Consider the following 12,678-nt stretch of genomic DNA (forward strand, 5'->3'; position numbering starts at 1 on the left):
ATGAAGAAAACAATCTACATATTGTTCATTCTGGTTTTGCTCTCAATGAATATGTCAAGCTATCATTACACTCTTAACAAACAAATCTATTACACTTTATTCTCCAATAAAGAAGCATTGATAATCGATTATACCTCAGAAATTAAAAGTGAGGACTTTATAAAGAGATTGGTCGCCTTCTCCAAAGAAAACAAAGTGAATATTTCTCAATACAATTTCTTAGATGAGAAGAGCTTAAACATCTATTCTACAAACCCTAAAAATGAACCATCAATACATAACGGCAATAAGCTTGTGTCAAATTTTCTAAGAGATCATTCAAATCAGAAGATGATCGGCAGCATTTCTTTTCCACTCTCGACATGGAAAATCAGATATTTTGATTTTAACCAAATAAAGAATATAGGCATAGGAAGCAAATTTTATATTTCATCTAACGATGAAAAGGTATTGGAAAAAGCACAAAACCTTTTTGCTGACTATGGTGAAGTAAGTTTTGAAAACATCACTGAGAATACTGCTTTTATGTTTAACAAAACTTTGCTTATGCTAGTGTTGCTTTCTATGCTGATTTTGTTTATTGGTGTCCTTTATTTTGTAATTAAAAATCGCAAACGGCTTCTGCTGCAAAAGTTATGGGGGTATTCCAAGGTTAAAACACTGCTTTCTTACCCAGCAATGTTTTTGAAGCCTCTAATTATAATCATATTTTGCGGTGCAATTATTGTGGCTTTGCTAACCTTTCCTTTCAGTTTAAATGACTGGCTGGCTGCATATCTTAGAATTTACATTAGGAACGCGGTGATTGGTGCGCTTATCATGATGGTATACACCATCATTGTTACCCTAATCTTGTTTAACAACAGCGACATTAGTGGTTCGATCAAAGGCAGCACACCGATTAAAAAATTCCAATGGTTATCTGTAGGCTTTAAAATTGTTGTCACGATATTGCTTTTCAATATTGTTGCGTTTTCACTTTCTAACTTATTCGATCTCAAACAGCAGCTTGATAATCAATCGTATTGGAAAAAGACACAAAACACTTATAAAACAAGCTTTGCAAATACCGGCATCGACTATGGTGATTTAAAATTAGACAGGGAGAAAAATGTTAGAGTTCGCGCGTTGTATCATCAATTAGAGAAGCATAAAAATGCGTTTGTCATTGATGCACAAAACTATGGTTTACTAAGAAAAGACGGGAAAAAAACTGTTTATTTTTACACCTTAAATACGACAAAGAAAAATGAAATTTATTCCCCTTCTGGACGCAGCATTACAATCAGCCCTAATTATTTAAAGGTAAATCCCATTGTCGGTGCTAATGGGGAAGCCATAAGCCAAAAGCAATTAAGGGTTGATTCAAATACATTGAACCTGCTTGTTCCACAAAAGTATGAAAAATATAAAGAAAAAATAATAGCTGCATACAGGGATCACTTTTTCTTTGACAAAGTTGAATTAGATAATATGTATAACAAGGAGATTAATCAACCTTTAAACACCCTCAAAAAAGATGAATTGAAAATCAACATCATTTATACTAAAAATAGACAGGAGTATTTCACCTTTAATAGTCAACTTGGTGATGCCGGCAATAAGAATAACATTGTTGATCCAATAGCTGCTGTTTTCACAGATAACGTTGATCCATCTGTTATAGGTGCTTACTCAACCTCATGTTTATTCTTTTCAGATTCTTCAAAAGGCATGGCGTATGATCGCATAGTTCCTTATTTGGAGAAGACCAATACCAGAGATCTAATTGATTCATCAATTTCGGTTTATCAAGAGTTAAGCGACAATATAGCAAGAATTCAGAATCAATTCTTACAGAATTTAATTGGCCTAACAATAACGGTTATCCTGTCCGCAGCCTTTCTTGTCGCTTATATTTGGTCGTATTACAGCGCAAATGCATATCGGCTGTACCTTAAAGAGCTTTTTGGATATTCATATTGGGCCAGAAATAAAAATTTAATCATCTTTTCCCTTTTAACCAATTGCCTTATAGGTTTAGGATGCAGTATTTATTACAAAATCTTCGAATTAACAATTTTCATCGCGCTGTTTATTGTAATCGAGCTGCTTATTCTTTATTTTCTGAGTGTCTATTTAAACAGGAAAAACATGAATAAGATCTTAAAAGGAGATAGAATATGATTACACTCAACAACATATCAAAGACTTTTGATGAAAAATCTGTTCTTTCGAATTTCTCTCTTCAGATAAAAGAAAATGAATTTGTTTCAATTGTTGGTAAGAGCGGTTCAGGGAAGACAACCCTTCTAAATATAATAGGCCTTCTTGATACTCCATACTCAGGAGATATTGAGATTTTAGGCTTTCGAAACCCTAAACCTAACGACGTGATGAAACTACGGAGAGAGAACTTAGGGTATATCTTTCAAAATTATGTCCTTATGGACAATGAAACAGTATTAACAAATTTACAACTTTCGACGGCTTATGCAAAAGACTTTAAGAAAGAAAAGTTGACAGAAGCTTTAGAAATGGTTGGTCTGGATAAAAGCTTTTTAAAGAAAAAGGTTTATCAACTGAGTGGCGGAGAGCAACAACGTGTGGCCATCGCAAGAATTATTTTGAAGCCTTGTGATATTATCCTGGCTGATGAACCGACAGGAAACTTAGACGAATATAACAAAAGCATTATTTTGTCTTTATTCCATCAGTTAAAAGGCATGGGGAAAACGATTATTTGTGTTACACATGATCAAGAAATCGCCAATGGGTCTGACAGAGTTATTAATCTTTCATAAGGAGAGGTTTAAATTGAAACACTTTACTTTTGCGTTATCAGCAAGCATCCTGGTCATTATTACCGGGGTGGTACACAGAATAATTTTTAGAATGTTTGGTTTACCTTTTGATCAAGCAGTAATCTTCTGGGGCGGATTTGTAGTTGTTTATTTTGTACTAGCTCTGCTTTCTTCTTTACTCTTTAGGAATTTAGGTTCAAACAGCAGAAATTACGAGGCTTAATAAAGGCTTTAATGCTTCCTCACGAAGTATCAAGAAGGGTACATGTTGTTCTAGAAGAAAGGACCGGCCAACACGCCGGTTTTTTTATGTAAGCATATTTGCAAAAAGAATCGCCATAATTTTGTATTTTTCCCGAAAATAATACTCTCATCTACAAAATATTACAAATTTCCCTCTTGCAAGGTGATAAAATCAGATTGCCTGCTAAGTGAGTAAGCAGCAGGCAACAAATCAAAAGGGGGCAATAAAAATGTTAAAAAGTAAATTCAAGAAGATAGCAGGAGCTACAGCACTGGTGGGGGCCTTGCTAGTATCTGGAGTACAAGCGGCTGATGCAGCAACTAAACCAGGAAATTTAATCCCAATTCGAAACAAACAATTTGATGATAAGGTTGAAGAATACAGATGGCTTGGTAATGATACTGTTAGAATTTTCTTTAGAGACAGTGAAGGAAAATATTATTGGGAAGATTTTGAGTGTGTAACTACAGAAGGCGGAGTTTGTTACGTATATGAATGAAGAAGTCTTATTCATAGTATATAGCGAAGATAAATCGTAATAAGTCCTATTTTTTCTCATTTTGTCTCAATATCTAAGTATACTTAGGATAATGAGACAAAATTTTTTATTCACTATTCAACTTCCTAGAATATATATTATGTAAACTAGAAATTGTGAAGAGAATATAAAAGTGGATCCATATTCTAAGAACATCCCCTTTTTGTAAGGTAATATTAAAAAACCTCTACGTCCTTAATAAATTAAATTGGTCATAAAGGTTTTTCAGTTTGAGTATTTTAATCGGTTATGTCACTTGTTGCTGGTCTTCTTGATCAAGTCCACGCCATCGTATGCCAGACTTTCCACACTTGCAGCCTTCTGCAGTATGTAATGATCAAAAAAGTTCTTCGTATAGTCTGTAACAAGATTTCGCATCTCCATGGCATCCCGTTCGCCTCTAAGTTCCTCATTCACACTGGTAAACACGATGTCGCAGTAATCTAAATGCGCAGCACGATCAACAGAGAAATAATAGGTATCCATGCTATTGTTAGCGCCAATGATCGCATTCATGTTATAGTTCGGTTCAGAAAACAGCAGCAAAAAGGGTTTCTTAAGGTCGCTGCCCTGAAGGCCGAACGCTCCGCTATCCAAGCCAATCCCGCAGATGAACCGTTCGTCGTCCCGGCAAACAATCGCCGTCGTAGGCCCTCCATAAGAATGTCCGACTATGCCCATGCCGATATCAAGCAACAATCTGCCCTTAAAGATGGAATTCAGCTCTCCAGAATCCAATTTGACAAGATAATCGGCTACATACCTTACATCTTCTGCCTGTAATTCACTATACTCTGTTAACTTGTCAAGTATCGGCAGTGTAAGCACGTTTTGGCACATCTCAATGGCAGTTTCATCGTCGGGCCGTATCTCCATCTTACCAGCCAAAGCCAGCATCTCCGGATCTTCAGAAAACGCCATAATGACATCCGAAAAATCCTTTGATACATTAAACAGGCGCCCATCTTTACGCTTATACATCGTGCTATTTTGATGGCCGATGCTTACTACAACATATCCCATGCTTGCCAAGTCTGTACAGATCACTGTACCCCATTCTGGAGAACCGCCCCCGCCGCAAACATAGAATAACACCGGATAGCGTTTTTCCTTCCCGGAGAGAGCAAGGTCGTCGTAACATTGGGTCTTGATATCTATAGAGTAAGCATCCTTCAACGCAGTGAGAAGCGGCTGCTCATCAAGCATTTCGCAGACTTCAGGAAACATGTACGCTGATGTAGTCTTCCCTTCGCTGCTGTCGGACGGATAGTACACAAACGCCGTCAGTTCTCTTTTTGTATGATCTGATGCCGTGTACTCAAAATCCATCTGGGTTCGGCCGACAGTATAGCCGCCAATTGGCTCTGGAAATGCGTCATACTTTTTCATTCTCTTGTTCCCCCTTACGTAATAAAAGTGGCGGATGTGAAATACACACATTGCGCTATAAACGCTTTTCAAAACTGTGAAACGATTACATCATATGTTCAGTGAATCATAGCTACTCCTTGGCTTTCTTGAGATTGCTAACAACATTTGTACAGGCCCATATACTGTTTCAGAGTTTCATCCGCCACGTAAACCTCCTTGTATTGCTGTTTAAGATGATAAAAGCGGACATCGTTGCTGATGTCCGCCTAAAGCTTAACTAATTGGGTTCTGTTCCCCAAATCAGTTTTCCTTGATGATATAATGTGATTTTTTTCGTTGTTTTAAACGTATTTGATTGGAAAAAGGAATAATCGTCGCTTTGTGCATAATTGCTCCAGTCATCGTTGTGAAGACGAAGCTGAATATTCCCTGTGCTTGCTCCCGGTGACAGTGTTCCTTTTTTAAACCCCAGTTCCAGATAGGTATCTGCGCCTTGCATAGGTTTATGCAGCGTCACAAACTTGTGGGTCAGATTGCCGCATCCCATCTGCGCGTAGTCACAGTCAACGTTTTGGCCTTTGTTTTTCGCGTTATACCAGTAACGGGCAGTGACATCTTTTAAATCAACCGTCGCATTGCCATTATTTTTTATGTGAAGCTGCGGGCGGATTTGATTGCTGTTCACACGCCCATCCCCTGCTTTGTATTGTACAGAAACGCCTTTTTCCTGTGTGGGGTTATCTTGTGCTGGCGTTTCAGGGCCGTCCTTCGTTGAATCTTTAGTACCGCGAATGTTTTCTCTTACGAATGTTCCTGAAGCAGTTAAATCTGTAAGCGGCCAGCCGCCTGTTTTAGATGCTCCCGGCTTTAAAGCCGAAGATGATTCCTGCTTATCAGAAAGATTCCAGTTCACCCAGCTGATGTTCTTGCTGTCGAGATAATTCAGCCATTCCCGCGACTGGTCTAGGAATACACCGCCATTTCCAGACGCATCGCTTGTTCCCCATTCCGTCACGAAAATAGGCGCTCCTTTGCTGAGTGCGTAGTTTGCTTTATCCCGTAAAAATTGGCCGTGTGTGCCGGCATAAAAATGAAGCGCGTACATGACGTTTGCATCTTTTAACTGGTCATCGGCAGCATCATTCACATCCTGGCTCCATGTACCGGTTCCGACAATGATGATGTTGTCTGGATCATTTTTGCGGATAACGGAAATCACTTCTTCCGCATACGGTTTAATATCACGCTTCCAGTTCACGTCACCGTTTGGTTCGTTTGCAATTTCATAAATGACGTTCGGCGTGTTTCCGTAAAGGCTTGACATCTCCTTGAAAAATTCTTTTGCCTTCTCTTTATTTTGGTTTGGGTTGCCGTCATTTAAAATATGCCAGTCAATGATGACATATATCCCAAGTTCTTTTGCCGCTTCAACCGCTTCTTTTACTTTATTTTTCACGGACGGGTTGTCAATATAACCGCCATCTGCCGTATACATCGCCGCGCGGAAAACGGTTATGCCCCAATCGTCTCTCAGCCATTTTAAGCTGTCTTTATTGACGAAATCGCCATACCATTGCAATCCATGTGAACTGATCCCTTTCAATTGTACCGCTTTGCCGTCCCGGTTTACGAGCTGTGTTCCTTTTATGCTAAGCTGCCCATTCTTGGCTACTGGGGTTTTTGTCCCTGCTGCAGATGCCGGCGAAGCCTGCAAGCCGCCCATTGTCAATACCGTAATCAATAAACACGTAATAAAAATAGAAATTGACCGTTTCATATCTGATCTTTTCCTCCTTCGCATCATTTTGGCTCTTTCTTATGAGCTCGAACTCATTGTAAAAATCTTTCTCATGATTGTCTATCAACCTAATTTCTTGTTTTTGGGAGGTGTAAAAGCCTGTCAATTTGCCCTATCTCTATTGAATAAGACACACCTGACACATATAGAACAAAGAAAACCGGGCTGAATCGGGACTTTACACGTCATTTTTCAATCGAATCGAAAAATTAAATGTATTTCCAACGTAGACACGCTGAATGTGATGAGTCTCAGTATGGCATTGAATCTTATGATTGCTGTAAGAAGACGAGTCCTTGTTAATTTAAGGTTGATGTAAGGTTCGGATTAATACGGGTTAAGGTTCGAGTTGTACAATAAGATTGTACTTCAGTGAGGGATTCAGCCAGAAGAATTCCCCCTTCAATAAATCATAGAGGTGAAAAGGTTTGAGAGAAAATAAAATGTTGTCTTCATTATGTTACTTCAGTATATTTTTTGCGCCGTTTCTGTTTCCGATTATCGTCTATTTCTTAGGCCAGGACGATGTGAAATATCATGCGAAAAAATCTTTGTGGACGCATCTGATTCCTTATTTGATTTTTGGAATTGGCATCATCGCTTCAGGTTTACTTGGTATGAATGACATCAGGCACGCCGGGCCTTTCCTGCTTGCGACGTATGCTGTTACATTCCTTGTGGCGATCTATTTTTTCATTTGGAACATTGTCAAAGGAATCAAAGTGTTTTCGGAACAATAGGAAAAAACGGTTCTGTTTTTAATCAACAGAACCGTTTTTTTTGTATAGCCATTATGATAATTGTATATCTATCCTTGTCCCTTCTCCCGCGGTGCTGTGAATGGTGATATCCCCTCCGTGCTTTTGGATAATATCCTTTGCTATGGCCATTCCAAGACCAGAGCCTGCATGCGTCGTTCCTGTATTTGTGCCCCTGTAATAGCGATCAAACACTTTTTCCAGCTCCTCTTCTTCTATCCCTTTGCCGTTGTCCTTAATTGTCACATGGGTCCGTTCTTTTTGTTCAAGCCGTACAACGATCTTCACATCAGGATCATTGTGAACGAGGGCATTTAAAATGAGATTCGTGACCGCTCTCCTAATCAATATCGCATCAAGGTTCAGCATCAGCTTTTCCACGTTCGTTTGAAGTTCAATGGACTTATCCGCATATCTAGAATCGTTTAACATATCAATTAACGTTTCCCGCAGCAGCGATACAAGGTTTACCCGTTCTGTATGTAACATCACATCGTTGTTTTTCAGCCTTGTCGTTAAATTTAAATCTTCCATCACATCTTTCATATAGAGGGATTTACTCTCAATGATCTGGGCGTACTCTCTGACCTGTTCGACTGTGAGATGGTAATTTGGATCTTTGATGATTTCTGCATAGCCTTGAATAGATGCTAATGGTGTTTTAATGTCATGAGAAATATGACTGATCCACTCTTCACGCATTTGCTCTAATTTGTCTTTTTCTTTTTTGCTTGAAGAGAGTTGTTCCGATAAGTGATTGACATTATAGAAGACATCTTTATAAATGCCTTTGGATTTCATTTTGATCGTATAATCTCCATTAGCTAACCGCTGGATTCCTTGAATGACACGGCCGAGCGGTTTTGTGAGCTGCCGGCTGAATAGATAGCCAATGAGTAACGCGATCAATGCATCTATTGATAATAATATGATGGTTCCTGCATTGAACTTCGTCACAAATTCCTTGGTATCATATGAGAGGACAAATTTCCCGAGAGAGGGATTTTTAAACCCTATAAAGTAACTGTACTCCTTGCCGTTTACTTTTTTTCCGCCGGCGTAAATGGTTGATAATAATCGTTCATCCTTGTATTTATGTAAATTTACAATTTCAATAGGCGTATATTTTTTCTTCAGTCCTTTAGGTTCTCTATCATGATAAACATCCTGTCCGTTTTCATCTAATATTTGAATCCATGCATTCTGCTCTTTTAAAGCTTTTTGGCCCTCTTTGTTTACTGTGATACCATTGTTCGATAACGTGACATATTGTCGGAATGATCTTGTGAAAGTTTCCGGTGTACTTTCTTCGTCATGTTGGCTGTTCGCCTGGAAAACGAGCCAAAACATAAAAATAAATAAATTAATGAAGACTGTAATGATGGTCACGATAATGACAGAGACCATATATCTGCCTGTTAATCGCCAATTCATCCTTACGCATCCTTTACAACAAATTTGTAGCCTAACCCTTTCACAGTGACGAGAAAGTCTGGTTTTGATGGGGTGTTTTCTATTTTCTCACGGAGCCTGCGTATATGAACCATCACCGTGTTGTCAGAACCGAAGAAATCTTCTCCCCATACAGCTTGATAGAGTGTTTCTTTACTGATCACCCGATTGGGATGCTGCAGAAAATAGGTCATAAGCATAAGTTCTTTAGGTGTTAACTCAATAGCCGCTCCATTTTTGGTGAGCTCGGCTTGTTGTTGGTTTAATTCAAATGGCCCTTTTTTTATTACGGTTCCGGTTTGAGAAGGCTGTAAGTAAGAGACCCGTCTCAGCTGGGCTTTGACTCGATATGCAACTTCCTTAGGGCTGAAGGGTTTTGTAATGTAGTCGTCCCCGCCGATGGCAAGTCCTACAACTTTATCCGTTTCCTCCCCCTTTGCAGACAAAAAGATAATAGGAACGTGTGAAATGTCTCTTATTTGCTTGCAGATATCATAGCCTTCACCGTCTGGCAGCATGATATCCAATATCACCAGATCGGGATTTTCTTGATGAAATTGAGCCAATCCGTCACGGGCAGTCGAAGCGGTCACTACGCGATCAATGCCTTCTCTTATTAATACGGTTTTGATCAGTTCCAAAATTTCTTTTTCGTCGTCTATGATTAATACTTTGCTGTGAAGCCGTGACATATATTGATCACTCCTTGAAGTCATTGTCATTATTATACCCAATGTCTGTGTATCGTTAAAAAAATCAACACTTCTCTCCCACAGAAAATAAGCCAATTTTCTTTTTCAAGTAAGAAAATTGGCTTATTGCGATGCTGATGCCTTTAACGCTTTACAACAAATGTTGTCACGCTTTGAGCCGGAAGATGGGCCCAAAAATGATTATCCGTTACTTTGAGATCCGTTCCAGGTTGAAGATTGCTGCTGCTGCTCGTGATCCATCTGGATACTTGCGAAGCAGTTCCATTCTGCAACACAAAGTTTTGGTTGACCCCTGTGTTATTTTTATTAATGGCAACAATCACGACTTTATTGTCTCCTTTATAGGCTGACACGTAAACATTCGGTTCAGGATTTTTCGTTGCATCAATCCTTACATAGCCTGGGCGCACAAATTTTGAGAAATGAGCCATATTGTATCCGCGTTTGCTGATCATCCCATCTTCTTTCATAGGGCCGTATGATCTGCGGATGTACCACCACACATAAGCTTGAAAATCTCCCTCTACCATTGAATGATGAATATGCTCTGAAACACCTAAAGCCTCAGGCCAGCGATCCGCTGAATTGTTGTCACTATTCGGATAGTATACCTCCGTCATCCATAGCTCTTTCCCTCCTCCTTTTTGTTTGAAAAGAGGATAAGGAAACTGACTGACCTGAGTGCCGTACAGGTGGGTTCCGAGGATATCCATATTCCTAAGCGCCTGCGGATCGTTCAAAATGGGGTCTGATATATTTTTCAGGTATTGAAATGATTCTGGCGCAATCACGCGGGCATTAATGGAACCGGCATTCTCTCTCATGAAACGCAGGATTTCTTGGGGCGTCCACCATGTCCATTCGTGAGCGTAATCAGGCTCGTTTTGCATAGAAATCCCATACAGATTCACACCATTACTCTTCATGAAATTAACGAAATCGTTAAGATGCTGCGCGTATGCGGCGTACTTATCGTATCTCAGCCGCTTAGCTGTTGTGTCACCATTATGATTGAAAGTCTCAACCATATCGTTTGGCGGATTCCAAGGGGAAGCAAAAACGATTGCTCCATGTTTGATCGCACTCTTTGCAGTCTCCACTTCCTTGTACCAATTATTTCTATTTTCATCTACATGAATTCTTAAGATCGAAAAACCTAACTGATTCTGTCCATTGCCAAAAGCGGTCTCCCGTTGAGCCGCAGTCAAGTCTCCAATCCAAGCCGGGTGGTTCATTCCTCCAAAACCGCGAATCACTTGTCTTTCTGCAGATATATTAACTGTTGCATCACTTGCTGCTGAAACTTCAGTAACTCCCGGTCCTAAGAGCATGACGGACAGCATTGTGAAACATACCAATAATACACAAATTGTTTTTTTTACGCTCGACATCATTTTTTCCTCTCCTTCATATGTCGTTTATGGACTTAGAAAACGTACCTTTGTCTCCCTTTGCTTATCTTTGTGTAAACTGCCAGTAATCAAAATTAAACAAGTTTCCTGTACCAGTTCCGCTAAATACAAAGAATACGTTGTGAACACCGGATGCGCCGCTTACCGCAGTTTCTATTTCTCTCCAGGATTGCGTTCCGCCTGTGGAAGGGACATTCAAGGTTCCGACAAGCTTACCGTTTGCACTGTCTAGCCGCACTTCTATTTTCCCGCCAAGAGCGGACGCTACATTTGCTTTAAACGTTCTGGCGCCGCCTGATCCGAAGTCTGCATTTCCAACAGCAATCCAGTCTCCGTTATGAATGTTTGTGACATGTTGATTATTGAACGGCCCGCCGGGTGCTGAGGATGCCTCTGTCAAAATCCGTCCGTTCCAGGCAAACGTTTCCGCTTCTACCCGGTTATATGGATTCAAGTTGGATAGCTGTTTGACACCTGCAAAATTTGCCGCTACCTCTTGCAGAGAGCCATCTGGATTATGCACAAGCTTATTAATATGGGGAGAACGGTATCCTTTGCCGGCCCCGTAAAGAGCGGAGCTGACAGTTTGAGTATGATACACCACATACCACTCGTTTTTAAAATTGAAAACAGCATGGTGATTGTTCCCGCCGCCTCCGAAAAATGCTCCCGGATTTTTCAGAAAGTGCCCTCTATACGAAAAAGAATCCATAGGGCTTGAGCTGGTCATATAGCCGATCTCACCTGGAGGTTTATCGGCCGGGTGCGCGCCCCCGAAATTGATACAATAGGAATAGTAATATTTTCCGTTATACTTATGCATTCCCGAATCTTCAAACATAAAAGGCGCATCAATCGTAGATGCACTTCCGGCAACACTGGTCATATCAGGCCCTAATTTCATGACTCTTGCTGTTTTAGGATTGGCCCATTGCCCCTGTGTGGGATTTGAACCGCCGGGAACGCCTCCGCCGGCATATAGGTAACCGGTACCGTCATCATCTACGAATACTGCCGGATCAAAAAGCCATACAACACCGGACATTCCTGGCGTATTTGGCGTTACCAGCGCTTTTCCGATCGGATCTGTCCATGGGCCGGTCGGGCTGTCTGCGGTGAGAACCCCGATACCTCCGCCGCCGTTTGCGAAATAAAGGAAAAATTTATCCTTACCATTGATCTTTTTCACCGCGGCTGACGGGGCCCATGATGCTCCTGCCCATTTGGCAATCCCCCGGCCGCCATTCAGCCCATTGGCACCCGCTGCGGGAATCGCTCCGTGATCTGTCCAGTTCACCATATCCGCTGAAGATATGACGGATATTTTATTCAAATTGGCAAATGAATTATCCTTAATCGTTCCGTCGCTATTATATTCATAGTCATCGCTTGACATATAGATGTAGACTCTTCCGTTATAGGTCAGCGCAAACGGATCTGCGCCCAGATGATGGTCGATAAGCGGATTTGAATTCCCGGCATGTTTTGCAATTGGAGTGCTTACCGCATTCGCATATTCCCCAGGTAAACAGCTCAATAATAAAGCAAGAATCAATAAACATACGCTGTACTTTTTCATCAGCTTAACATCCTCCTGTTTCCGCATATT

At 40.5% G+C, this 12,678-nt stretch carries 11 protein-coding genes; 5 read left to right on the forward strand and 6 right to left on the reverse strand.

Features of this window, described 5'->3' with window-relative positions; translation table 11 throughout:
* The 4 genes from NYE62_RS10360 (at position 1) to NYE62_RS10375 (ending at position 3,526) form a co-directional block, all read left to right on the forward strand.
* Positions 1 to 2,166, forward strand: a complete 2,166-nt coding sequence (locus tag NYE62_RS10360) for a DUF1430 domain-containing protein (protein WP_199021964.1) — start codon at positions 1 to 3, stop codon at positions 2,164 to 2,166.
* Positions 2,163 to 2,783 (forward strand): ABC transporter ATP-binding protein, encoded by a 621-nt coding sequence (locus NYE62_RS10365; protein WP_059367392.1) that lies wholly within the window; start codon positions 2,163 to 2,165, stop codon positions 2,781 to 2,783. Before NYE62_RS10360 ends, NYE62_RS10365 begins: the two co-directional genes overlap by 4 nt.
* A 13-nt stretch (positions 2,784 to 2,796) precedes the next feature.
* A complete protein-coding gene (locus NYE62_RS10370) occupies positions 2,797 to 3,006 on the forward strand; it encodes a bacteriocin-like WGxF protein (RefSeq protein ID WP_144664855.1) in 210 nt (69 codons plus the stop codon).
* Positions 3,007 to 3,256: 250 nt separating this feature from the next.
* Entirely contained in the window at positions 3,257 to 3,526 is a 270-nt protein-coding gene (locus NYE62_RS10375; RefSeq protein WP_052250225.1) for a hypothetical protein, read from the forward strand.
* Positions 3,527 to 3,817: 291 nt separating this feature from the next.
* On the opposite strand, the gene NYE62_RS10380 is transcribed toward NYE62_RS10375, so the two are convergent.
* The gene (locus tag NYE62_RS10380) at positions 3,818 to 4,954 is read right to left on the reverse strand and encodes a choline esterase (protein ID WP_039063171.1); all 1,137 of its coding nucleotides are present in this window, start codon (positions 4,952 to 4,954) and stop codon (positions 3,818 to 3,820) included.
* Between the two features lie 259 nt (positions 4,955 to 5,213).
* A complete protein-coding gene (locus NYE62_RS10385; protein WP_342497473.1) occupies positions 5,214 to 6,713 on the reverse strand; it encodes a cellulase family glycosylhydrolase in 1,500 nt (499 codons plus the stop codon).
* 449 nt (positions 6,714 to 7,162) lie between these two features.
* On the opposite strand from NYE62_RS10385, the gene NYE62_RS10390 reads away from it, so the two are divergent.
* Entirely contained in the window at positions 7,163 to 7,474 is a 312-nt protein-coding gene (locus tag NYE62_RS10390; RefSeq protein ID WP_007410147.1) for a DUF4870 domain-containing protein, read from the forward strand.
* Between the two features lie 51 nt (positions 7,475 to 7,525).
* Here the strand turns inward: NYE62_RS10390 and NYE62_RS10395 are convergent, their stop codons facing one another.
* The 4 genes from NYE62_RS10395 to NYE62_RS10410 form a co-directional block, all read right to left on the reverse strand.
* On the reverse strand, positions 7,526 to 8,926 hold the full coding sequence (locus tag NYE62_RS10395) for a HAMP domain-containing sensor histidine kinase (RefSeq protein ID WP_094032675.1): 1,401 nt from the start codon (positions 8,924 to 8,926) through the stop codon (positions 7,526 to 7,528).
* Positions 8,927 to 8,928: 2 nt separating this feature from the next.
* Entirely contained in the window at positions 8,929 to 9,636 is a 708-nt protein-coding gene (locus NYE62_RS10400) for a response regulator transcription factor (protein WP_094032674.1), read from the reverse strand.
* Between the two features lie 143 nt (positions 9,637 to 9,779).
* Entirely contained in the window at positions 9,780 to 11,051 is a 1,272-nt protein-coding gene (locus tag NYE62_RS10405; protein WP_158185892.1) for a glycoside hydrolase family 30 beta sandwich domain-containing protein, read from the reverse strand.
* 61 nt (positions 11,052 to 11,112) lie between these two features.
* Complete coding sequence (locus NYE62_RS10410) at positions 11,113 to 12,651, reverse strand: glycoside hydrolase family 43 protein (RefSeq protein ID WP_342497481.1); 1,539 nt, start codon at positions 12,649 to 12,651, stop codon at positions 11,113 to 11,115.
* Positions 12,652 to 12,678 lie beyond the last annotated feature (27 nt).

It is taken from the genome of Bacillus sp. FSL K6-2861 (genome assembly GCF_038630725.1).
Classification (GTDB): domain Bacteria; phylum Bacillota; class Bacilli; order Bacillales; family Bacillaceae; genus Bacillus; species Bacillus velezensis.

Excerpts from the sequence above, each read along its gene's own strand:
- NYE62_RS10365 (WP_059367392.1), top strand. The coding sequence starts at position 2,163 with ATGATTACACTCAACAACATATCAAAGACTTTTGATGAAAAATCTGTT.
- NYE62_RS10405 (WP_158185892.1), bottom strand. The coding sequence starts at position 11,051 with ATGATGTCGAGCGTAAAAAAAACAATTTGTGTATTATTGGTATGTTTC.
- NYE62_RS10375 (WP_052250225.1), top strand. The coding sequence starts at position 3,257 with ATGTTAAAAAGTAAATTCAAGAAGATAGCAGGAGCTACAGCACTGGTG.
- NYE62_RS10360 (WP_199021964.1), top strand. The coding sequence starts at position 1 with ATGAAGAAAACAATCTACATATTGTTCATTCTGGTTTTGCTCTCAATG.
- NYE62_RS10395 (WP_094032675.1), bottom strand. The coding sequence starts at position 8,926 with ATGAATTGGCGATTAACAGGCAGATATATGGTCTCTGTCATTATCGTG.
- NYE62_RS10400 (WP_094032674.1), bottom strand. The coding sequence starts at position 9,636 with ATGTCACGGCTTCACAGCAAAGTATTAATCATAGACGACGAAAAAGAA.
- NYE62_RS10385 (WP_342497473.1), bottom strand. The coding sequence starts at position 6,713 with ATGAAACGGTCAATTTCTATTTTTATTACGTGTTTATTGATTACGGTA.
- NYE62_RS10380 (WP_039063171.1), bottom strand. The coding sequence starts at position 4,954 with ATGAAAAAGTATGACGCATTTCCAGAGCCAATTGGCGGCTATACTGTC.